This is a genomic window from Natribaculum luteum, assembly GCF_023008545.1.
GTDB lineage: Archaea > Halobacteriota > Halobacteria > Halobacteriales > Natrialbaceae > Natribaculum > Natribaculum luteum.
This window is the reverse complement of record NZ_CP095398.1, coordinates 813,643-836,861: the sequence shown is the minus strand read 5'-3', so window position 1 is coordinate 836,861 and position 23,219 is coordinate 813,643. Positions and strand designations below refer to the sequence as shown.

The 23,219-nt window shown below is 58.9% G+C and carries 20 protein-coding genes and 1 pseudogene; 11 read left to right on the top strand and 10 right to left on the bottom strand.

Annotation, left to right across the window (positions count from 1 at the left end):
* Positions 1-330 precede the first annotated feature (330 nt).
* From MU558_RS22480 to MU558_RS22460, 5 genes and pseudogenes are all read right to left on the bottom strand, one after another.
* Positions 331-1,317 (bottom strand): annotated as a pseudogene (locus MU558_RS22480) (IS630 family transposase).
* Positions 1,318-1,607: 290 nt separating this feature from the next.
* On the bottom strand, positions 1,608-2,744 hold the full coding sequence (locus MU558_RS22475) for an ABC transporter ATP-binding protein (protein ID WP_246975709.1): 1,137 nt from the start codon (positions 2,742-2,744) through the stop codon (positions 1,608-1,610).
* Positions 2,741-3,700: an ABC transporter ATP-binding protein gene (locus MU558_RS22470; RefSeq protein WP_246975707.1), complete on the bottom strand. Its 960-nt coding sequence runs from the start codon at positions 3,698-3,700 to the stop codon at positions 2,741-2,743. Before MU558_RS22470 ends, MU558_RS22475 begins: the two co-directional genes overlap by 4 nt.
* Positions 3,701-3,826: 126 nt before the next feature.
* Positions 3,827-4,861, bottom strand: coding sequence for an ABC transporter permease (locus MU558_RS22465; protein ID WP_246975705.1), 1,035 nt, complete (start codon positions 4,859-4,861; stop codon positions 3,827-3,829).
* A 2-nt stretch (positions 4,862-4,863) separates the two neighbouring features.
* Entirely contained in the window at positions 4,864-5,892 is a 1,029-nt protein-coding gene (locus MU558_RS22460) for an ABC transporter permease (protein WP_246976640.1), read from the bottom strand.
* Between the two features lie 144 nt (positions 5,893-6,036).
* Between MU558_RS22460 and MU558_RS22455 the strand changes: the two genes are divergently transcribed.
* Positions 6,037-6,756 (top strand): YIP1 family protein, encoded by a 720-nt coding sequence (locus tag MU558_RS22455; RefSeq protein ID WP_246975703.1) that lies wholly within the window; start codon positions 6,037-6,039, stop codon positions 6,754-6,756.
* Positions 6,757-6,929: 173 nt separating this feature from the next.
* On the top strand, positions 6,930-7,178 hold the full coding sequence (locus MU558_RS22450) for a hypothetical protein (protein WP_246975701.1): 249 nt from the start codon (positions 6,930-6,932) through the stop codon (positions 7,176-7,178).
* 67 nt (positions 7,179-7,245) lie between these two features.
* Here MU558_RS22450 and MU558_RS22445 read toward each other — a convergent pair whose 3' ends face one another.
* Positions 7,246-7,488 (bottom strand): hypothetical protein, encoded by a 243-nt coding sequence (locus MU558_RS22445; RefSeq protein WP_246975699.1) that lies wholly within the window; start codon positions 7,486-7,488, stop codon positions 7,246-7,248.
* A 107-nt stretch (positions 7,489-7,595) separates the two neighbouring features.
* Here MU558_RS22445 and MU558_RS22440 point away from each other — a divergent pair, with 107 nt between their 5' ends.
* Positions 7,596-8,549, top strand: a complete 954-nt coding sequence (locus MU558_RS22440; protein WP_246975697.1) for a metallophosphoesterase family protein — start codon at positions 7,596-7,598, stop codon at positions 8,547-8,549.
* Positions 8,550-8,642: 93 nt separating this feature from the next.
* On the opposite strand, the gene MU558_RS22435 is transcribed toward MU558_RS22440, so the two are convergent.
* Positions 8,643-10,073, bottom strand: coding sequence for a tryptophan 7-halogenase (locus MU558_RS22435; RefSeq protein WP_246975695.1), 1,431 nt, complete (start codon positions 10,071-10,073; stop codon positions 8,643-8,645).
* 99 nt (positions 10,074-10,172) lie between these two features.
* On the opposite strand from MU558_RS22435, the gene tnpC (MU558_RS22430) reads away from it, so the two are divergent.
* The gene (tnpC, locus tag MU558_RS22430; RefSeq protein ID WP_246975693.1) at positions 10,173-11,609 is read left to right on the top strand and encodes an IS66 family transposase; all 1,437 of its coding nucleotides are present in this window, start codon (positions 10,173-10,175) and stop codon (positions 11,607-11,609) included.
* On the opposite strand, the gene MU558_RS22425 is transcribed toward tnpC (MU558_RS22430), so the two are convergent.
* Positions 11,576-11,797, bottom strand: a complete 222-nt coding sequence (locus tag MU558_RS22425) for a tryptophan 7-halogenase (RefSeq protein WP_246975691.1) — start codon at positions 11,795-11,797, stop codon at positions 11,576-11,578. The genes tnpC (MU558_RS22430) and MU558_RS22425 overlap by 34 nt on opposite strands.
* Positions 11,798-12,157: 360 nt before the next feature.
* Here MU558_RS22425 and tnpC (MU558_RS22420) point away from each other — a divergent pair, with 360 nt between their 5' ends.
* Positions 12,158-13,615: an IS66 family transposase gene (tnpC, locus tag MU558_RS22420; RefSeq protein ID WP_246971934.1), complete on the top strand. Its 1,458-nt coding sequence runs from the start codon at positions 12,158-12,160 to the stop codon at positions 13,613-13,615.
* 145 nt (positions 13,616-13,760) lie between these two features.
* Positions 13,761-16,049, top strand: a complete 2,289-nt coding sequence (locus tag MU558_RS22415; protein ID WP_246975689.1) for an ABC transporter substrate-binding protein — start codon at positions 13,761-13,763, stop codon at positions 16,047-16,049.
* Between the two features lie 209 nt (positions 16,050-16,258).
* Here the strand turns inward: MU558_RS22415 and MU558_RS22410 are convergent, their stop codons facing one another.
* Positions 16,259-17,245: an AAA family ATPase gene (locus MU558_RS22410; RefSeq protein ID WP_246976637.1), complete on the bottom strand. Its 987-nt coding sequence runs from the start codon at positions 17,243-17,245 to the stop codon at positions 16,259-16,261.
* 92 nt (positions 17,246-17,337) lie between these two features.
* The gene (locus tag MU558_RS22405) at positions 17,338-17,727 is read right to left on the bottom strand and encodes an FxLYD domain-containing protein (protein ID WP_246975687.1); all 390 of its coding nucleotides are present in this window, start codon (positions 17,725-17,727) and stop codon (positions 17,338-17,340) included.
* 139 nt (positions 17,728-17,866) lie between these two features.
* Here MU558_RS22405 and MU558_RS22400 point away from each other — a divergent pair, with 139 nt between their 5' ends.
* The 5 genes from MU558_RS22400 (at position 17,867) to MU558_RS22380 (ending at position 23,189) form a co-directional block, all read left to right on the top strand.
* Entirely contained in the window at positions 17,867-18,862 is a 996-nt protein-coding gene (locus tag MU558_RS22400) for a DUF4129 domain-containing protein (RefSeq protein ID WP_246975685.1), read from the top strand.
* The gene (locus MU558_RS22395; protein ID WP_246975683.1) at positions 18,859-20,832 is read left to right on the top strand and encodes a DUF58 domain-containing protein; all 1,974 of its coding nucleotides are present in this window, start codon (positions 18,859-18,861) and stop codon (positions 20,830-20,832) included. The genes MU558_RS22400 and MU558_RS22395 overlap by 4 nt, the downstream gene beginning before the upstream one ends.
* Positions 20,829-21,431 (top strand): DUF7519 family protein, encoded by a 603-nt coding sequence (locus tag MU558_RS22390; RefSeq protein ID WP_246975681.1) that lies wholly within the window; start codon positions 20,829-20,831, stop codon positions 21,429-21,431. The genes MU558_RS22395 and MU558_RS22390 overlap by 4 nt, the downstream gene beginning before the upstream one ends.
* A gap of 71 nt (positions 21,432-21,502) precedes the next feature.
* Positions 21,503-21,763 carry a hypothetical protein gene (locus MU558_RS22385; protein ID WP_246975679.1) on the top strand — a complete coding sequence of 87 codons (261 nt, stop codon included), beginning with the start codon at positions 21,503-21,505 and terminating at the stop codon, positions 21,761-21,763.
* Positions 21,764-22,244: 481 nt separating this feature from the next.
* A complete protein-coding gene (locus tag MU558_RS22380; RefSeq protein ID WP_246975677.1) occupies positions 22,245-23,189 on the top strand; it encodes a metallophosphoesterase family protein in 945 nt (314 codons plus the stop codon).
* Positions 23,190-23,219: the final 30 nt, after the last annotated feature.

Sequence of the window (23,219 nt, the reverse complement as noted above, 5' to 3'; positions counted from 1 at the left end):
ACTTGTTTGCTACATATACTTATTAATATAATCTTAGTAAATACACTATAAACAATAGTGAGTGGATGCAGAGGGGTTGTTGCAGAGAAATTGTTTCACTGGTGATTGATCAGTTAGTGAACTACCCCTGCCTGCTCGCTCACTTACGCTCGCTCCTTGAGGAGGGGCTTCCTGCTCCCACGACGCGACGTACAGACACGGAACGAGTGTCCACAGCGGTCACAGTCTTCACAGGCGTTCGAAAATCGCGTTGCGATTTTCGCAGCTCATCAGAATCGCGTCGCGATCCTGAAGACGGTTCGTCGGAGTGAACCAATCCTGTAATGTCCGTTAGAAGTAATCACTCACATTTGGAATCGAGAGTTGATCAAGAGCTGTGTCGATCGCTATCACGAGTTCAGTCAGTAAACCAAAAAAATCGGTTGCTGAGAGCCGATTGGAGCTGTCTCCAGCACTCTTCAACTGGATTGAGTTCGGGAGAATAGGCTGGCAACGTCACGAACACGAGGTCGTCACGGGCCGCTAGGTCCGTGACGGCCGACGCCTGGAAGTGCGGCGTCCCATCAAACACGATGATCAAATCTCCTTCGTATTCTTTACATAATGCTAAAATGAAATGTCTGGCGTGTTTTCCGGTCACGTACTCTTCAAACCGAGCGAAAAAGCGTTCACCGTCCTCGGTGATCGCGCCCAAGAGACACGCCCAGTCGCGTTGGTCGGACAATTTGACGGACGGCCGCGTACCGCGTGGTTTCCGCGCGGCACGCGGCTCAACCTGGACAGATTTCTTGGTTTCATCGATACAGACTACTGTGGCGTCCATTTCCCGCCGCTTTTTTGATCTCTTCGCGAAACGATTCTGGCTCATCGACATCAGATTCAGCGGCTCTCCGGCGTGGTTTTTCGCAGCTCAATCCCGCTTCATTGAGCAACCACCGGCAACTCGGGATTGAGTACTCGACATCGTAGGTTTCGTCGAGATACTGCTGGACGAGCGCCGGCGCGTCGAGCCCGACTTCCTCTGGAGATCCGTGGACGGTTTCTTCGAACTGTTATTACTCTTTTTCTGCGGTCTTTCGATTTCTCCCAGATCGATGAGCATCAGTAACGGCTTGCCCAAGCAACTCATCAGTATCGATCTACTTGAGTCAACTATAGATCGTTCGTCGCTGAACATCGTACCACTCGGCTAGTTCAGTCTGGGTGACGCCGTTTTGTACGCTATTGCCACTAAGATCCCTTGTGTCGGCTTCTTTCCCTCCACGTTGTCGAGGCATTTTTCAGATCTTCGATAGAGATCTCGTCGAGATGATCCACTATACTCAGCAACAATTGATGAGTAGAAAGTTCTAACGGCTACTATAGACACTGCTGCCGAAAGCAAAAGGTCGGACGACAGATACAACACAAGATACCGCGAGCTCCAGATAGGGTACGAGAACTGGCTTCCTGGTAGTGCCAGCACCGTCGATTGTATCCACAGACCCTCGACCGTCAGAGTGACCTGTCCAACCAACATCGGGTGAGCCACCTTCCACTTAAGACATGGACCGTTGTGATCGTATCCCGCTCAGGGGTAGAAATGGCGTCTCGTCAGTCGCGTTGTTTCACTCGGAGATTTCGATTTCTCCGTCCGGATCGAGAGGATCGCTTCGCCAGTACTCGTGATCAGAATCGCCACGGAAGCACGCGGCCTCGTGATCCGCACCATTACTGTCCGACACAAGTCCAAAAGGAGACTGTTCCGAACAGATCTCCCTCGCTTTCGGACACCGCGGGTGGAACCGGCACCCGCTTGCGGTGGCTGCATCGTCCTTGGTCGATGACTCCCGCAGCGGGACCTCCATTTCGAGCTTTCGTCTTGCCACGTCGGGGTGAATATCCAGTGACGCCCACTTCAGTATCTTCGTATAGGGGTGTTTCGGGTTCGCCAGCACCTCTTTCGCGGGACCGATCTCAACGATTTCGCCTAGGTACATGACTGCAATCCGACCCCCGTTTGACGTCATGTACCGGGCGTGTTCAAGATTATGGGACACAAAAATATAGGCGGTGTCGAACAGATCCTGCAACTCGAGCATCAGATCCATGAGCTTGATCCGGAGGGACGGATCCTGGGCGGCGACCGGCTCGTCAGCGAGGACGAGGTCGGGCTCCACGAGCATCGCTCGGACCATCGAAACGCGCTGTTTCTCCCCTCCGCTGAGTTCGTGAGGATAGCGGTCCGCGTATTCGTTGGCCGGCGTGAGGCCAACGACGTTAAAGATTTCGAGGATCCGCCGGCGACAATCGGCGTGCGTCAACTCGGGATTGTACCGCCGCAACGGCTCTTTCAAGGACGTCATCACGGTCCGATACGGATTAAGTGATGCGTCTGAGTCCTGGTGAATGATCTGGAGGTTCTTCCGTACATCCCGATAGTCGACGTCGTCGATGCGGCGCCGGTCTTCGAGTTCTTGAACGTCGTAGCCTCGGTACTTCACGGAGCCGCTCGTCGGCTCTTCGAGACCGATCGCCGTTTTCCCCAGCGTGGTTTTCCCACTCCCGCTCTCTCCGATTATGGCCAGCACGTCTCCGTCCTCGATATCGAGGGAAACGTCGTCGACGGCTCGCACTGGCTGCTCGTTCCAGCCGAACCGTTCCTTGATACGTTCTGGAATGGCCTCCATGAGGGCCGTTTCGTCAGTGAAGTGGACCTCGACGCTATCGAGAGCGAGCAACGGAGAGTCGGTCGCGGAACTCACCGCGATTCACCTCCCGTATCAGCCACGAAGTGGGGAATCGACTCGACTGCCTCGGTCGGATAGAAACAGGCGACTTCGTGATCCCCCTGTTCGGACCCGCGAAGTTCGGGCTCTTCGACTTCGCATCGATCGTCCGCGAGCGGACACCGCGGGTGAAACGGGCACCCGGACGGCACGTTGATGGAGTCCGGCGGATCACCCTCTATGGTTCTGATTTCGTCAGCAGCCCTGTCCATTCCGAGGGATGACTGTGCCATCAGTCGTGTATACGGGTGTTCGGGTTCGAGCAGTATCTCACGGGCATCCCCAGATTCGACGATATCGAAGGCGTACATGACCGCGATCCGGTCTGCGATTCCCGAGACGACCGGTATATCGTGGCTGATGAGAACCAGCGTAAGTTCGTACTCCTCTTTGATTTCGTAAATGAGGCTGAGGAAGTTCCGTTGAACGATGAGATCCAGCCCCGACGTCGGTTCGTCAAGGATGACAATCTCCGGATCGAGGACCAGACTCAACGCGAGCTGTGTTCGTTGCTTCTGTCCGCCGCTGAGTTCGTGCTGATAGGCGTCGAGGATTCGGTCAGGGTCGAGGCCGAGATCCGAGAGAATTTCCCGCGCCCGTTCGAGCCCCGTCTCTCTGGGAACGTCGTGTGCTGCAAAAGTGTCCGTGAAGTGCCTCTTGATCGGTATCGTCGGGTTGAATGCGTTCGTTGCCGCCTGCGAGACCATCGAGATTTCTTCCCACCGAATTCGTTTCTGTTGGCGTTCGTTCAGTTCCAGCACGTTAATCGGGTCACTTCCACTCTCGGGATAGTAGCGAACGTCTCCGGTCGTCTGTCCGGGGTCCTGCACGGCATCGATCATCAGCGATCCAAGCGTCGATTTGCCGGATCCGCTTTCGCCGACGATCGCCAGCGTTTCCCCTCGCCTGATCGAGAGGTTCACGTCGTTCACGGCGCGTGATCGACCGCGAGCCATCTCGAATGTGACCCGGCCATCGGTAACCTCCAAGATCACGTCGTCATCTTCCTGTCGAGACGTCTCCGTTTCTGTATACGTTTGCATTTGTAGTCCCCTCGGTTAGCGCATTCCCATCTCGGATTGCGTCGTTGCGACCTCGGCGGTTTCCTGCTCGCCTTCGGTGCTCCGGCCGGCGTTTCTTGCCTTGTGACGGGCCCGAACCCGTGGATTGAAAACTTGATCGAACGCCTGTGCAAGCATCGTCAAACCAAGAGTCAGTCCGACGATCGTTACCATCGGTACCAGAAGCCAGTGGATGTACTGTGACGAGTAGATCGACCCTTGCTCGTATGCGAAGTGGAGAACGACGCCCCAGTTCTGTGTCGAGAACGGAAGGATTCCCAAAAAGTACAGCGCGACGGAGGAGAACACGATTCTCGTCGCGCCCCCGAGGAACCCGATGAATATGTACGGGAGGAGGTGCGGCAGTAACTCCTTTACCAGCAACTCCGACTTGCTCTTGCCGAGCGCGCGAGCGACTTCGATGTGTTCTTCCTCGGCCAGAGGAATGACTTGCGAGCGGAGAGTACGCACACCTCCCGTAAACCCCTGGATGTTGAGGATGATGCCGACGAGAAACGGGTTCTTCGGGACGAGGACGGCCGCGAGCACGATGAGAAGCGGGACTCCCGGGATCGAGTTCAGCGTATCGACGAACGTCATGACGAGTTTGTCGGTAGTTCCACCGACGTAGCCAGTGTAAAGGCCGATAGTCGTGCTCAGGAACGTCCCGAACACCGCTCCCGCAAGTATCATCTTCAGCATGTCCGGCGTCGAGTGGACCATCAGCGAGAGCAGGTCTTGACCCATACCGTCCGTACCGAGAATGTGTTCGGGTGCGGTGAATGGCTGAATCAGCCGCGGAGCCATGTTCGGGGCCGGTTCCGGCACCAGCGTCACTCCGACCGTCCCCATCAAGACGTAGAGAGTAACGACGACGATGCCGAACCTCCCTCTGTAGTCGTTCCACAAGATTCGCAATGGGGCGATGACCCATGCGTCGACTTGCTCCTGGTACACCTCGAACGTCGTCTGTTCGTACTCCGCTGTCGCGCTGAACGCGTCCGCCGTCGCGGATGAGTTGTCTGTCTTCATCGTTATTCTCGGCTCTTTTTCATCTCAGCTCGAGGATCGATCAACGGGTAGGTGAAATCAGCGAGGAGCGTCCCGAGAATGAACAGGACGCTCGTAATCACGAGAACGCCCATCAAGAGCGGGAAATCCCGCATGATCGCAGCCTCGTACATCAACAGCCCCATCCCGGGGTACTGGTAGATCATCTCGAGGATCACCGATCCGCCGAGGAGTGACCCCAGACCGACGATAATACTGGTCCATTGCGGGAGAATCGCGTTTCGGCCGATATACGTCAACACGATCTGGGTATTCGTCAGCCCCCTCAGGCGTGCGTTCCGGACGTAATCGGAACCGATCAATCGTATCGAGTTCGCTCTCATCCCGAGGGCGCCCGCTCCGAACCCGGTGATAATCGTCGAGAGCGCCGGTAACGTCGCGTGATACCACACCGATGCGATCCACGCCACGTGTAGCCCCGGTTCCAGATCGGCATTCACGCGTCCCCCGGTCGGAAACCAGTTAAGCTGGAACGCGAAGACGTACAGCAGAAAGATCGCCGCGATGTAGTATGGAATGGACCGATCGAGGATCATCGCCCACGTCATCCCGATATCGAACTTCGTTCCCTCGTAGTACGCCATGACTGCACCAAGGGACACCCCGATGACGATACCGTAAATAAGGCCGAGCGTCGAGAGAAAAACCGTCCAGGGCGCGCGCGCAAGGACGAGTTCGGTTACCGGAACCCCGGCGTTGACAACGATGGAGTACCCGAAATCAAATTGAAATACTACGTTGACCATGTAGTCGACGTACGCTTCGTGTATCGGCTTCTCCGGCGGTATCTTCGTCATTCGTTCTATGGTAGCCATCACAACTTGCGGGTCGGGATCGGTCGAGAGGCCATATCGTCCGGGGTTCTGATACATATCCTGTTCCAGGAACTCGATAGGGCCTCCCGGCATCGATTTCTGTAGGAAAAACGATAAAGTCACGATCCCGTATAACGTGACAACGGCCTGGATTAATCGGTCTCTCAGGTACGACATCCTGGTCACGCTGAACCAACCATGATCTGAACTTATATCTTTTGATTGACTCTTTATAGCTGTACATAGCGATACAGTGGATGACTTACCACCAAGAGCGGTAACAGTAAGGATTACGTGTGCCGCTCGGAATATCACGCGTATATGGCACGAAGAATAGCCACAACACCAAAGGAAGCCATAACGGAGAAACTCAACGACCTCTGGTCTGTGACAGGGCTCGTATTCGACCCCGAATCGTTCCTAGAACAAAAAATAAACTCGGCGCGGATCCGATGGGAAGTGTTTCTGATAGTTCTCATCGGTGGGTTATCCCTCCCGGGGATATACTACGTCTCGTCGCTCGCGGCACCGATCATCGATTCCGAGGAGTTCTCGTTCGTTCTTGCGGGCACGCTCCTGCGGCCCGTCGTCGCCGTTTTCCTTCTCTGGGTCGGCTACTCGCTGGCCTTCCATGTTCTCAGCAATCAGTTCCGAGGGCGCGGCCCGCCCGGGCGGCTTCTCAAGGGCACGGCCTGGGCGTTGCTACCGCTCGGTTTTGGGAATCTGATCAAGTCCGTCGCCCTAATATTCGTTTACTCCCACATAGACATCGAATCTGCAATGGTCGGTCGCGGGGCGAAAGAACAGTTGGACGCCCTCCTCAACGCTGGTCTGAGAGAACCAGTCTTCGTGGTTGCGATGCTACTGTTCGTGGCGTGTCTCCTCTGGAGCGGCTATCTCATGGCACTCGTCGTTCAGGTCGGAAAAGACCTTGATCGGCGTGTTGCCCTCAAGATCGCGATGGTTCCGGTCGCGGTGCATGCCCTCTATCTCGTATTGGGCCTGATACGAGGGTCAGTTAACATCGCGATGATGATCTGATGTACCCGCCCGACCATCTCGCTGTGGCGTTTTCCGGAACGAAAGCCTCCGCAATCTGTCCCTCTTGGCTGGCACCAGATCGTCTTTTTGCCTCCACGTCACAGAATACGCAAATGGCCCGCCGAACGGAGAGAGTCGGCAGGTATATGTAGGCGGAGACTCCCCTCGTTCACATGCTCCGATTCGTGATCTCGTTCGTTGCGGACAGAACAGCTCACCCCGTCCTCTCAGTTCTGCTGGGTTTGGGAGTGGCGTTTCTCGGTGTCGGTTTCGCCGCCGACGCAGTGGGACGGGGGCTCGAAGCCGGATTCTTCGGTGTCTACGCCAGCATGCTGTTGTTCTTGGGTGTCATCGGATACGGAGCCGTGTTCGCTGGAAAGGCTGCCAGAAAACTGTGGCGTCAATACGATCTCGACGCGTAAATCACCCCCATATCACCCTGCTCGAACGCGACTACGCTCTCGACGGCTCGTTTGCGTGATTGGGGCGTTACTGGCGGTGGCGCCTGCACAGGTACAGAAGCCCGACAGTGACTGTCATCGCGATGCCGAGAAGCACGAAGTTCAACAGGAGTATCGTTCGTGTTCTATGGTCCTGTGGTCCGCTGATCGCCGAGGCGACTGATAGGAGGAGAAACAGCCCCTCCAAGATGAGCGCGAGGTACAAAACAAAATTGAACCTGCATACGAGATCCATCCATCGTTCCGCGACGGAGACTGACGGTTCCTCCATACGGCGTGCATCAGACCACTCGGATAAATAAGTTCCTTCCCTCGAAGTTCAGGAAACGGTCATTCATACCGAATGGTATATACGCCTGTGTTTTGAGATCGCAGACGATGTCCGAGACAGACGATACTGCGGAGAGACAGCCTATCGCTCGCCTCCCACGACCGACGGCAACATCGCCAACGACGATCGCGGTCGTCGGTGATCCGCACGTTTCGACGCGGCGGGAAGGAGGACAACGACTCCCTGAACACTCAGAAGAGCATTTCCGTCGCGCAATTGCGGACATTAACCGGCGTGACGTCGACGGGACGGTTAGCGTAGGAGACCTCTCGGCCAACGGTGGGCCGTGGGACTTCGAGGCCATCGACAGTCTGCTCTCTGATCTGCAGTCGCCGTTCGTGAGCGTTCCCGGAAATCACGACGTTCCGGCCACCTCCAGTGCCGACCACGAGGTACTCCCTCAGGAGGAGTTCGAGGAGCGCTACGCCGGTGGAAGCGTCCCCCTCGTCCGCCAGTTCGGGGACGTCGACATCGTGGGTCTCGACAGCATGCGCCTCCAGCGGGCCCTGGATAGCGAAGCCACGGAAGAACAGATCGAATGGCTCGACGAACGACTCGTCGGCCTGGACGATCCTGTCGTCATGTTACACCACCCGCTGCCCGGGATGACCGACTGGCTTTCCCGCTACGAGGACCGCGTCGAGGAGTTGACTATCCCCCGACTCTGGGAGAACCCCGATCCGCTTCTCGACGTTCTCGAAAACCGTGACGTCCCGCTGGTGTTGAGCGGACACAAGCACATGCCTGGCATCGCGCGGACGCGAGGCGTCTGGGAAGCGATGGCGCCCTCGACATGCACGTTCCCGCAGGGCTATCTCCTTCTCGAAATCACCCGGTCGGGAACCGACGTCTCGTTCGTCCCGGTCGCGGACCACGAGGGGCTGGAGGAAGCCTTCCTCCGGCGACACACCGCGTTCACCAAGACCCGAATGTACGCGAGCGCCGCCGCCATCTTGCTCTCGAGCCCGCCGATCGACGCTCGAAACGGCGATACGAAGTGATCGAATCTTGGGGTACCGGTCACTACTGTCCAATCGCGGGTAGCGCATGTCCAATCGCGGATAGCGCATGTTCACCCGGATGTGGGCGGTTTTTTACTGTGACGCGATCTGCAGGATACCCCTGTACACCTCTTCGATCGTGAGCAACTGTTCGGCTTTCGTCTCCATGGAGTTGTAGAACTCGTCGATTTCGCGTTTCATGTCGTCGGGCAGGTCGAACGAGTTCTCTTCATAGAGTGTCGATTCGACGCCCATGTTCCGCATCACGATGAAGAAGTTGATCGGCGCGAACACGGCGAGTTCCTCCAGCGTCTCCTCGCCCGATAGCGGGGTCCCGGGTTGTATCTTCGTGTTGTATCCACACCGGTCGAAGTGTTCCTCGAGGCGTTCGACTCGCCGACTGAGGGGCACCGATTGCGCCGCCTGCCAAAACGGGCTGTTGCCGGCGGCGTACCTGTAGTGTATCGAGATGAAATCGTAGATCGACTCCCAGAGCCGCTGTACCCAAGCGTTGTACAGATCCCTGGCGCCACTGGGTTCGACCCGACCGTGGGACGACAGAACGATCGAGAGATTGGCCGCCGCCTGGATATTTGCCGTGAGGGCCGTCGACTGCAGGGGTTCGACGAACCCCTCCGCGTTACCGATGGCGACGCAGTTCCCTTCCCACGCCTCAGTGTGGTAGCCGGACGTGAATTCGTACTTCGTCAGATCGCTCTGGGAGATGGCGCCGTCGCAGTGGGTTATCAACTCCGAGGCGGCACGGTCGTCGGGGGTAAACTCCGAGGAGAACACGTACCCTACGTCACGGAAATCGAAGGTGTCGATCTGCCAGAACCACCCCGCTTCCCCGGATTCGACGACGGTCGCCGGTACTGCCTCCGACAGCGGCCGTTCGATCTTCGCGGTGTACGCCGAATCGACCGGCAGTTCGAACTCCCGAAACGCGGGCTCGAGCTCGCCCTTGATTACTCTGTTGAACCCAGAAGCGTCCACGTACAGGTCACCGCAGTAGGTTTCCGCGTCGCTCCGTACCGATTCGACGATCCCGTCGTCCACGTCGACGGCAGTTATCTCGTCATCTATCACCTCGATCCCGCGCTCCTCGCACACGTCGACGAGAAACGAGTTGAACCGTTCGAGGTCGAGGTGGTACGCAACCGCTTGATAGCGGTCATGTCCCGTCGAATCGAAGTATATCGGCGACTTTCGGTCCTCGACCATCGCCTCGCTGACCGTTCGGTACTCCGGATCGGTCGAGACCGTGTCGTACAAGTAGTAGTACTGCTCGGCAGCCTTGGGGGCATTTCTGTCCGGATACTGGACGAAAAAATCGAACGTATAGTGGAACGGATCGTAACCGCACCAATCTTTAAAATACACCGACCCTTTCCAGAGTGGTTTGACTTCATGCAAAAACCTGTCTTCCGAAATTCCGAGGAATCCATGAAGGATGTCCAGTACGTGTTTAGCCCCGGCTGATTTCGTCACTATCTCGTAGATAGCGACACGTGGGGGACACATGGTTCGTCAGCAGGGATCGAGTATGCCCTTTCAGGGATGGTCTCCGAGCAGCGGAGACCATCCCGTTGACCCTGCTGTCGTCGTTCCGAGGTGGAATCGATGAACTGGGACGATCTCACCAAGGACGAACTCCTCTCGCGGTTTCTCCAGATGGAGGAACGAATCGACGAGCTGGAGGAGAAACTTGACCAGAAGGACGAGCGGATCGAGGAACAGAACGAACGAATCGAAGAGCTCGAAACACGCCTACGGAAGTACGAGAATCCACACACTCCACCCAGCAAGCGACGGTCGGGGACCGACGAGTCCCCGACCTCGCAGGACGACGAAGACGACGATGTCCGAACTGACGGCGGCACTCCTGGCCGAAAGGACGGTCACGACCCAGAGTGGCGCTCTTCACCAGATCCTGACGAAGAGGTCGAGGTTACCTGTGAGTGCTGTCCTGAGTGTGGCGAGTACTTCGACGAGTCGGTGGGCGTTAGCCCCCGACTCGTCGAGGAGATTCCGGATCCACAGCCACCAGAAGTCACCCAGTACAACCACCACCGCTACCAGTGCGACTCCTGTGGAACGGAGACAGTTGCGACTCACCCCGACTGCCCCGATGAGGGGCAGTTCGGGGTGAACGTCATCGCGCAATCAGCACTGTCACGGTACGATCACCGCCTTCCCTACCGGAAGATCGCTGATCGCTTCGAGCAACTGCACGAGCTCGAACTCTCGGGCGCGTCCGCGTGGCACGCGACCGAGCGCGCTGCGCGCGCCGGTCGCTGTGAGTACGAGCAGATCCGTCGGAAGATCCAAGATGCCGATGTGGTTCACATCGATGAAACAGGGATCAAACGTGACGGTGAGCAGGCGTGGATTTGGACGTTCAAGACATCTCAGCATACGTTGTACGCGGTTAGGGAGAGTCGTGGAAGTGATGTTCCCGCAGAAGTCCTCAGCGAGGACTTCGCGGGAACGGTCATTTGTGACGGATGGACGGCCTATCCAGCCTTCAGCAGCAATCTCCAGCGGTGTTGGGCACACATTCTCCGAGAAGCTGAAGACGCGGCTGCAAAACAGGACGAAGCCATTCCGATCCACCGCGAACTCAAGCAGTTGTACGTCGGTCTCCAGGCGCGGCTGGAGACCGACTTGTCACAACGTGAACGTGCGGAAGTTCACCGAGTAGGGCAGAGAGGGCTAGAGAAGATCATCGACCGGTCAGTGCCCGACGGACCAGTGGCAACACTTCTCGGGAAGTTGGAAGGTGGCCTCGACCACTGGCTCACCTTCGTCGGTGAGCCAGCGGTCTCACCGACGAATAATGCCGCAGAGAATGCACTTCGTGAACCGGTTGTGTTGCGGAAAATCATCGGAACCCTCCGGAACGACCGTGGAATGTTCGTTCACGAGACGATCTTGTCCCTGCTGGCGACGTGGCGCCAGCAGGGACGCAACCCATACGAGGAACTCACGCGGGTTGTCCACGACAACGAGATAATCTCACGAGATCAGGCTGCGCCGGTTGTTGAGCCCTCGGGGTAAACACGTACGATGTCCAGGATCGACTGGTAGGTGCTCTTTCCGACCTCGGGCGGGTCGGCCCCGAGATCGTCGATTACAGTGATCCCAAGATCCGGGTTCAATTTTCTGAGAGCGAGTGCCGTCGCCAGTCCCACGTCTCCGCCGCCGACGATGACGACGTCTTCGATACCGTCTACTGTAGCGGTCATCTGCCGAGGGGTTCCTCTTTCCCTTACTTAAATCCTCGGGTCCTGCACCCGAAACACGCTGGCGAGAGCGCCCCCGTTCAGCGGCGGCTGTGCGACTCGGCGACCAGTGGAATTCTTCGTCTACCCATTTCTATATCGGCCTATGTATAGATGTTACATCTATAAGATTGTAATGGGAAGTCCCTTCACGCACTGTTCGGTTCGTCTCCGTTCGAATGCTATTCGTTACCCTACGGATGGAATAGCTCTAAACGACGGATCTGGAACCATCTCGGTATCTTGGACGTAGTTGGATAGCGATTTGCCGTCAGACCGATTTCGTAGCAGTCTCATGAATGGTCTCTCAATGGTGAATCAAGTGTGTCGCTGGGGGTTAGCGGATCGCTGGAATCGATAGATTCCACGATCCGCACCGAGAACAGTACGCATCTCCGCCAGCAACTCGTCGTCAAAGAGCTTGAGAACCGACTTCTTCGTCGTCAGATCACTGCAAAACAACAGCAGATCGAACAACTTGAGGCTCGCCTCAAGCGGTACGAAAACCCAAACACACCTCCCAGTAAGCAGGGTGGCGTGGCTGGATCACCTGGCAACGATGACAGCGACGAGGAAGAGAACGAAGACCAAGGGGACGACGCTGGCGGCGACGCTGACGCCGCCAGCGGCTCCTCTCCAGGACGTGACGAAGGTCACGAAGGAACAACTCGACCGCCTCCGGAACCAGAGGAGACTATTCGAGTCGATCAGGGATATTGCCCAGACTGTGAGCAAATCCTCTCTAACCCGGACAGCTACATCTCACGGACGATTATCGACATACCTCTCCCTATTCCAACCACTGTCGTCGAGTACGAACTCGGCAAACACCGCTGTTCCTGTGGAAACGAAGTCGTTGCTGAACATCCAGACTGCCCGGAAACCGGGCGGTTTGGGCCAAATATCATGGCCCAAACCGCCCTCGGTAGGTTCCATCAGCGACTTCCAAACCGTAAACAGGCGGAGCTGTTTGACTGGGAACTCGATACACCCATCTCTCATCGGACGATCTACAACCTGACCAAGCGGGTCGCAGACCGGCTGCGACCCGCGTATGACGATGTCAAAGCCCGTATTCAGGAAAGTGACGTCGTCTACTGCGATGAAACGGGATTTCCTGTTGACGGAGAGCAACACTGGGCGTGGACGTTCGTTACTGACGAAGAAGTGCTGTTCTGGGTTGATGAGAGTCGTGGAAGTCAGGTGTTAGAGGACGTCCTCGGCGAGGACTTCGCCGAGGACTCAACGCTCAGCTGTGACGGTTGGTCAGCGTATCCGAGCTATCACACGAAGCTCCAGCGGTGCTGGGCACATCTGTTGCGGGAGGCGGAGTACGTTGCTGAACGGTACGAGGAAGCAGAGAGGTTGTCTGAGGAGTTACACGCTCTCCATGACGATTTAACGGCGTTCGACGAGGAGGATCCGTCCGCCTCCGCCCGCGAGCAAAAGCGGGCGGAGGCGTCGTTACATCTGGAAGGCCTGATCAGGGAAGACTACGAGGCACAGGAGGTCAAGAAGCTGATCGAGAAGATCAGGAACGGGTTAGGGCACTGGCTGACGTTCGTTACAGAGCCAGACGTCGATTCGACGAATAATCGCGCAGAGCGCGCTCTGCGCGAGCAAGTTGTGCTGCGGAAGATGTTCCGGACCCTCCGCTCAGCCGAAGGGGTCCAGATTCACGAGACGATTACGACCATGTTAGCCACGTGGAAACGACGAGGACTTGATCCGCCTGAACAGCTCCAGTCCATCCTCGGTGGGCAAGAACTCAGATTAGGATGAGAGGCATCACTGGCCGGTGAATCCTGGTCACGCTATCCAACTACTCTTGGACGGCCCTAACAACGGATAGTGTAACATATTCCAATATATTTGTATATTTGTAAAATTCGATGGATTTATTGTGCATCAATCAATCTTCGCTATCATGCCAGGCGATGGCGGCAGTAGTGAGTGGCACCAGTGGAACGACCAGATTTCCCGGCGACGCGCCCTCGAGGCCCTCGGCATGGTCGGAGCAGTATCGACTGCCGGCTGTTTCGGCAGCACCGAAGGGAGCGATGGAGACGGCGGCGATGGGAATAGCTCGGGTAACGACGGTTCGTCGTCAAGCGGTACGGACGTCGAGACTCGATACGTCGGACAGGAGCTCAGGCTGCAGACCACGATCAATCCGGAAGAGCAGCACTTCGCCTCCATGACGGTCGGCGCGACGGGGTTCCCCGTCCAGGAAACGAAGTACTCCTTCGACAACCGCATCTACGCGGCCACGCACGAACCCGGATTCTTCGGGAAGTTCTGGGACGTCCTGTACTGGCCGTTCGACATCGCCGACGACGAGATCTACGCCGGTCTGTACGAGGACTGGGAAATCGACGACCACATGATCCGGACGAAGATCAGGGACGACGCCTACTGGAGCGACGGCGAACCCGTCCGCGCGTGGGACGCCGTCTTCAAACAGGCGTGCAACAAGCAACCCGGGCGGTTCGGTGCGCCGCCGGACGAGACGCGCTTTCACACCGGATTTATCGGCGGTTACAACCTCCCCGACGGCAAGGACGGAAAGGTCATCGAGTGGTACACTCCCGATACGCCCGAGTGGAACGATTCGGAGGGGTTCTCCATCACCGGTCACGGCGAGATGCTAAACCGACTCGGTAGCACGCAGAGCTTCGGCGCAGCCGTTGCGTTCCCAGGCGCCCCGACCCATCTCGGCCCGTACCAACCGCTGGTAGAGGAGGCGGTCGAACTCTGGGAGCAGAAACCCGATGAGGACGACGTCGAATACAGCGGACTTATTGGTTCGGTCGTCGCACAACGACACGAACTAAGCGAGGAGCTTCACGAGTGGTCGCGGAACCCGGACAACATCGTCACACACGGTCCATGGACCGTCTCGGAGATCCGCGGCACCGAAGAGATCATCCTGGAACCGAACGAACACCACAGGCTCGCCGACGAGATCAACTTCGACCGAGTCGTCTTCGAGTTCATTCAGGACGAGAACCGCCGTCGCGCCTCCATACAGAGCGAACGGCTCGATGCGGCTCCAATAAACGTCGGCTCCGAAGAGACCGACACTATCCCGGACATCTACGAGCTGTTCCTCGCGCCGGCGAAAACCGGCTACGCGCTGGGAATCGACCACCATGGTCCCTATGGGATGGAGTCGGCGGAGGATCTGTACGCGATCCGTGAGTTCCGGCAGGCTCTCCTGTACGCGCTCGACAAGGAGGCGATCGCAGGGAACATCAACCCCGCGACCACCTCGGCGATCACGAGACCAGGCTTCGACCAGTGGTGGGTCGACGAGTTCGTTTCCGAGGAGTGGGCCGAAGAGAACCTGATCGACTACTCCCAGGACCTCGACAAGGCCGAGGAGAAGATGCGGGAGGCCGGCTTCGAACGGGGAGACGACGGCTGGTGGGAGTACGAGGGCGAGAGATTCCAAGACGAGTTCTCCACCAACAAGAATACGCCGATCTTTGAGACGACCGTCGCCAATCAGCTTCAGGAGTTCGGCCTCGACGTGCAGGTCCAGACATACGAGTCGGGCGTCTACGGTGAGAACTTGCAGGGCCTCAGGGAGAATACCTACGTCGACGAGCGGTACGGCGAGTCCGGCAACTTCTCGATGTACAGGGCCAACACCGCCGACCTACAGGCCGGCTATTTCGACGCGCTCTGGCATCGGACGTGGTGGTGGTCCCAGGCTCGTGCGGACTGGGTGCGGCGGAACAACTGGTTCTCACACGAGACACAGGAGAGCGCTCTCGATAATTATGCCGACAACGGATACGTCCGTGGACAGGTTTCACTCTGGGAGGACTGGACTGTCGAAATCCCCCCGATAGGGGAACCCGGCGGGGAACTCGAGACGTTCAACCCCAGCTGGACGTGGGGGCAGACGCGCGTCGGGCCCTACGACTTCGACAGCGACTTCGAGGACCATCCGTACATGAACCCGCCTGACGGCGGTAGTACGGAGTACTACGTGAAGAAGTTCGCGTGGACACAGAACTACCTCGTTCCGAATCCGCCGCTCGCTCGGACAGCCAACCAGCACTACATCAACACGACGAACTGGAATCTGCGGACCGACGAAGACGCCTGGAAGTTTTACGGAGTCGTGTGGGAGCTCCCGGCCATCCTCGGTCTGAACTGGCCGAAGGCCGATCCCGAGAATCCGAAGCCCGGCGCCGAGGTCGAGTAAGCCGCGACGGTTCCCTGGTGCTTTGTCGACCGGATCGGAATCCGGCAACCTCCGATCGATTCTTCTCTTGTTCTTCTCGCGGAATATCCGTCCCGTGCGACGACGATCGTTATCTACGGGAATTTACCCAACTAGCGCGGCAGGGGGACCGTGAGGAGGGATTCGCCGCGAAGCCGTCCGGTGATCGCTGGTGCGAACCTTCCGCTACGTTACTGGGAGGCCTCGGCGGCGGTCCGCGTCTCGTCCTCGATCGACGGGACGGGAACCCCGTCGAGGATGTCCCGAACGACCTGGGACTTCCGGACGTCGTTTACCTCCGCCTGCGGGGACAGGACGAGTCGGTGTGAGAGCACCGGTTCAGCGATCCGCTGAATATCTCCGGGGACGACGTACTCGCGCCCTTCGATGACTGCGCGCGCCCGCGAAGCTTCGAACAGGCGCTGCAGGCCCCGCGGGGAGACCCCTACGTGGGTGCGGTGGTCGTCGTGTGAGCGTTCGACGATTTCGGCCATGTATCCGAGCAGATCGTCGTGTACCCTGATCGTCTCGGGGACCCGCTGGAGTTCGAGGATGAGTTCGGGGTCGTCGATTAACGGTCGGGCCTCTGGAATGCTCTGGAACCGGTCGGCACGGCGTTGGAGCAGCTCGACTTTGCCTTCCCTGTCCGGTTGACCGAGGGTATCTTTCACGAGGAACCGGTCGACTTGCGCTTCGGGCAGCGGAAACGTCCCCTCCTGTCCCACCGGGTTCTGCGTGGCGATGACGAAGAACGGTTCGGGCAACTGTCGCGTCTCGCCTTCGACGGTCACCTGTCTCTCGGCCATCGTCTCGAGCATCGCCGCCTGCGTTTTCGGCGGCGCGCGATTGATCTCGTCGCCCAGGATGACGTTCCCGAAGATGGGGCCCTCCTGAAACTCGAAGGTCCCGTCGTTTTCGTTGAACACGTTCGTCCCGAGTACGTCCTTGGGGAGCAGATCCGGCGTGAATTGGACCCGAGAGAACGAGAGGTTCAGGACAGTCGCGAACGCGTTCGCGGTAAGCGTCTTTCCCGTTCCCGGAACGTCTTCCAGGAGGACGTGTCCCTGGGATAGAATCCCGAGCACGACGTTCTCGAGAAAGTCCCGGTCAGCGATCACGACCGTCTCAACCTCGTCGATGATGTCGTCGACTAATTCGGTAGCCTCTCGGAGGGTCAACTCGTTTTCGGCCATATAGGGTGTGATCGTTTCACTACTCCTATAATCGTTCCGAAAGACGAAGGCCTCTCGTCATGAACGGGCCGTCGAAACTACTCGTCGGTCTCGATGACGTCGGTCTCTAACTCGTAGTCGGAGACCCGGTCGACGTCGTCGCCTTCGTACTGGACGTCGAAGTTCCAGGATTCGTTCGATTGTATTCCCTCGCCGGTCGCCGATTCGGTAGCCAGCTCCGCGCCGTCGCCGTCGAGAAACGTCACGGACACCGTAACGTCTACCGGGCTACCCTGAACGTTCTTGATACTCCCGGTGACGTAGGTGTTGAATGGACCCTCCTGAAGGGAGTGGTGCTGAACCTCGATCGGTCCATCGTTGCTGCCCAGACAGCCCGCGATGGCCGTTGTCGCCACGACGACGGTCGAGAGGAACTGACGGCGGGCCGACGATACTGGCGAGTCCGAGAAGCCGGTGTCAAGCGTCACGGTTTCATATTCCAAATCTCCGTATATTAAGTTTTCTAGGATGAACCGAGGTTTTGCCCGTGCTAGCGACTCCAGGGCTCCGATCGCGGTGCGCGGTATCGAAGGATTTAATACTTGATGCTGATTTGCCACAGTTATCATGGTTCGGGTGAACCAGTCCGATCTCTTTACCGTATTTTTCACACTGTGCCTCATCGGGTCCGTCGGCGTCGTCGCCGCGACTATCGACTCCGTTGTGCTGATAGAACCCTCACCACAAGGAGGGGAACCCGAGATATTCGAACCCGGCGGGGAAACCGGAGGCGAAATCGAGGCGGGCCAAGACGAAGCATCAGCGAGCGGGATTTCGAACACGATCGACTTGCAGTTCTGTGTCCGCTCCTTGCAATCGGCCCCGGCGGTGCTCGGCATCCTCTCAGGCCTCGGTCTCGCCCTGTACGGGGTCAAACGCCTGTACAACAGTTCGACGGCTGCTCTCGTCTCGTCGGGAGTGCTGCCCATCGCCCTGTTTGCGTACTTCGTGCTCACGAACTGCCCGAGCGAGGGTTCCGAAAGTGATAGATTCGTGTCCGGGTCAGACGTCCTCGGGACGACCGGCGGGCTCGGGACTGCTCCGTCCGTACCGCCGACGGTCGTCGTGTTCGGTGCCGCGAGCGTCGTACTCCTCGCTTTCGGCGCGTTGTTCGTCGTGACCAGGAGTGAACAGTCCTTCGACGCCGTCGAGGCTGACGACGACGACGAGCTCGAGGTGGCAACGGATGCGATCGCCCGATCAGCAGGTCGGGCCGCGGACAGAATCGAGCGGGCTGACGTTCCCGTCGACAACTCCGTCTATCGGGCGTGGCGCGAGATGACCGCACTTCTCAACATGGAGAACCCTCAGAGCGCTCCACCGACCGAGTTCGCCCGGCGAGCGATCGACCTCGGACTCGACAAGGAGCAGGTGACGGAGTTGACCAACCTCTTCAGAGATGTTCGGTACGGCGAGAAGGACGCAATGAGTCGGGAAGACCGCGCCATCGAGATACTGCGGGAGATCGAACGGGAGTACCAGACCGCGATAGACGGAGACCAGGTGAGCGATTCGGACGCCGGCCGAGCGGACGATTCGAACGCGGGATGTGATGACCAATGAGCGGCGGTTTACCGACCCGCCTCCGTCAGGCCGGCATCCTGCTCGCCACGGTCGTTCTCGCCGTCGGATTCCTCATGTTGGTCGACCCCGACGTCGCCGCGATGATCCCGTTCAATCTCGGCGGCGCGAACGCGGTGGCGCTGGTCGGATTTCTCCTCGCCATCGTCGTCGCCCGATCGCGATACGGTTCCGACCGGAACCAGTCGGTCGTTCCCGACGTCGAATACCGGTTGGAAACCCCCGCCCCCGGCGACGAAATCGACGCAATGATCTACCGAATGACCGAGTTGCGAGAAGGTGTAATCGAGTTCCGCGAACGGATCGAGGACCGCCTCGAGGAAGTCGCTTTAGCGATCATCACGTCTCGAGAACAGTGTAGTTACGATCAGGCGGTCAAGCGGCTCGAAGAGGGCAGATGGACTGAGAACCCGCGTGCAGCCGCGTTCTTCGGAGGCGGAGGCGCTCCGACCGGCCAGTCAGCCATCGAGCGAGTGACGGCCGTCTTTCTCGACTCAGACTCCGCGTACGAACAGCAACTTCAGTCGACGGTCGACGCCCTCGAAGCTGCGAGCGGGGTTGGCGGAGACGGTCCCGATGGTACTAAGGACGCAGACAACGCTCGGACGATGGCAGCGAGCCACGTTGGGGACCAGTTCGATGGCGAGGGGGTCACAGAGACCGTTCGGTGTGGGCCCCCGTCCGAGACGGGACACTGGAAGGGGATCACCGCCTTCGGGTTCGCCGCACTCGGGGTCGGCGTCCTCTCGGCCCAGCCGAGCGTCCTGCTATCGAGCGTCGTTGGGTTCGCGCTCGCGGGATACGCGCGCCTCGCGTCGCCGGTCCCGCTCTCGTCGCTTCTCGTGACGCGGAGCGTGAGCGACACTACTCCCGAACCGGGTGACGTCGTCGACGTGACGGTCACGGTCGAAAACGAATACGACCGGTTACTCACCGACCTTCGGGTCGTCGACCGGGTCCCGCCGGCCTGGGAGGTCGTCGACGGATCTCCTCGGGTCGGGACGGCGCTCCGATCCGGTGACGCGGTCACGTTCCGGTACTCGGTCGTCGTCCAGCGCGGGGAGTACCGATGGCCGGTCCGGGTCCTCGGGTACGACGTCAGCGGCTCCGTCGAGAGCGAGGCGAGCGTCGAACCGGAGACGAGCCTCACCTGTCGGCCCGCGTTACGGACGACCGCGGAGATACCGGTGCGATCCCAGACGTCGATGTACTCGGGGGAGCTGAACACGAACGAAGGCGGCGAGGGCCTGGAGTTTTTTTCGGTTCGGGACTACCAGCCGGGCGACCCGAAGACGCGCATCGACTGGAAGACGTACGCGCGGTCGGGCGAGTTCACGACAATCAATTTCCGGCAGGAACACGCCGCGCGCGTGGTGTTTCTGTTTGATTGCCGGGAGTCGGCGTACGTATCGCCATCAGCCGACTCGAAACACGCGCTCGATCTGTCGGTCGAGGCGGCCTTCGACACCTTCGCGTCGCTCTACGAGCAGGGCCACCTCATCGGAATTGCGGCGTTCAATGGAATCGCGTGCTGGCTTGGGCCGAGCGCGGGAAGTGCACACGTCCAACGCGTCCGGGAACTGTTCGCAACACATCCGGCGTTCGATTCAGTCCCGCCGGGCCTCAGGGAAGAACCTAAAGGGAGATACATCGACCCGATGACGCAAATCAAGCGACAACTGCCCGCGAACACCCAGCTATTCCTGTTCTCGCCGCTTACCGACCAGTACACGTTCGAAGTCGCCCGCCAACTCGATGGCGCGGGGCATCTGGTGACGATAGTGAGTCCGGATCCGACCGCGAACCGGACGGTGGGTCAGCGGATAGCCCGACTGGAGCGGACGATACGGATCAGGCAGTTACGCGACCATGGAATCCGCGTCGTCGACTGGGACGCGGAGCGAACACTCGAACTCGAACTCACACGCGCGAGCCAGCGGTGGACCGCATGAGCATGGAAGACGAACCCGGCCGAACGACCGATGGTATCAACGACAGAAACGCGGCTGCGGCGACCGCTGGCACTGACGATGGGTCGGTCCGAGAGCCGGTCGCGGTCACGCACGCTCCGTCGAGAGCAGCCCAGTTCGTCACAGTCGCCGCCGCGCTGGTCGGCGCGGGGTTGACGACGCCGTTCACGTTGCTTTCCATCCCGTTCGGCGTCGGCGGGATAGTTATCGTCGCGGTGAGTATCGCCGCGATCTACTCGGCCGGGTGGTTGTCGGTGGGCGTTTCGCTACTCCTCGCGGGCGCGCTCATCGCGGGGGCGTTCGGCACGTCGTCCCCGGAAGTGTTGCTGGTGGGAATCAGTGCAATCGTCGTCGCGTGGGACGCCGGCCAACACGGCCTCCGACTCGGGGAACAACTCGGTCGTGAGACGCCGACCGATCGGAATCTGGCTATCCATCTGGTTGGGACCGTCCTCACGCTCGCGTTGGCCTCGTTGGTCGGATACGCGATCTTCTTGTTCGCCGGAGACGGACGGCCTGCTCCCGCCATCGGCGTCGTCGTGCTCGGCATCGTGCTCCTCGCGTGGTTGTTGCGCCAGTAAAGCCGTGGACGACTCTCTCGGTCGCTCTCAATATCAGATGATTTATTACTCTTCTATCGTACCTCTCACGTATGGGGATGCACGAAAAACAGATTCGCTGTCGAACCTGCAACGAGACCGTCCCGCTCGATACGTCTTCGTGCCCGCACTGCGGAACGAGCGTCCGAGGATTCCTCCCGCTGAGTGCGGTTGCGGCGGTCGGCTCCATCGTCGGCGCCGTTTCCCTGTTTAATCCGTCCGAGCTGCTGTTCTTCGCCGTCCTCGGGTTCGGCGTCGCGCTCGGCGCAGGTGCGTTGCTCTACGACAGACAACAGCGGATCCAGGAACCCTGAAACCGAAGGTACGGTACCGGTAAGGCGCGAGACGGCCCGTGTTCGGGAATCCGCGCAAGATTCCCGAGCGGCTGCGCTGGACGACGAGCGAGATCCATTTGGCGCCCTCGCCCCGAACCGCGGGTCGAACGCCCCACCGAGTTGACGGACGCCACACCGTGCGTTCGGCGTCCGTCGGGAAGTCGCTGTTCCCCTAACTCACCATCGAGCAAGTCCTGATTCGCGGCGATACCGACGGTGAATCACCGGATTTTAGTACTAATTCTCCCTTCGAGCGCCGGTTTCCTTCGACATTCGGCGTTCTTTTGCGGATCTACGCAGTCCGGAAGTCCTTCTTAAGATGGCATCTACTAAGGAATACGCATGACACTCGTAGGTATATAATCCTATATCCCAGCCCGTAACAGGACATTGTCGGCTTGGGGGGCATATTGAAATAATATCAGTCTTGAAGACGGGTCATGAAAATCAGAGGGTATAGATGCTGTCCAATGAGGGTATCGCTGGAACGGAGCTAGTAGCATTCGAACGTCCCCGCTCCGACGGACCGGTTCGATTTGCCATCGTCGGCGATCCGCACGTACCCGTCGACGAGAACGCCCATGCGAAACTGTACAAGCCAACGACCATGCTCGAGCGGGTCGTCGAGGATTGCAACCACCGAGAGTTTGACTATCTGTTCTCCGTGGGCGACGTCACGCGAGAGGGGGTCCGCGAGGAGTTCGACGCCCTGGACGACATCCTTGACGGGTTGGACGTGCCGTTCGCGGCGGTTCCGGGGAATCACGACGTGCCCAACGAATTCGATTCACACGACGGACTGCCGGTAGGACGCTTCGCGGACCGATATGCCCCCGACGGCCTTCCGTTCGCTCTCGACATCGACGGACTGCGCGTCGTCGGTCTCGACAGTTCGAGCGCCCCGGAGGTGGCGGACAGCCACGACGGATACATCCCCGAGTCGCAACTCGACTGGGCGGACGATCTCCTCGACGAGGTGAGCGATGCCATCGTTCTCGTCCACCACAACCTTCCGGCCGCGGTTGAGCAGTTCGACGACTACCGAAAGGTCGCCGATCCGACGCTCGGACGGCCGCCGGTCCTCCGGTCCCCCGAGGGCCTCGTCGAGGTGCTGTCGCGCCACGATATTTCGCTCGTATTTTCCGGTCACCTGCACATCCCCGGGATGACGACGACGGGAACCGTCCGGGAAGTACTGGTGCCGTCGACGTGTACGTACCCACAGGGATATCTCGTCGTCGAGGTCGATCGATCCGGAACGTCCGTGCGGTTCGTCCCTGTCTCGACCCCGTCGGAGGCCACGGCGGCGTTCAACCGGCGGTGTGAACTCGGACCGAAGGCCGCTGCGCTGTCCGGAATGGCCGCAGTTCGTCTAGCTACTGCCCCGCTCACTTGGGAACAGTAGTTCAGAAAGCCCCTCTCCCGCATTTTGGTT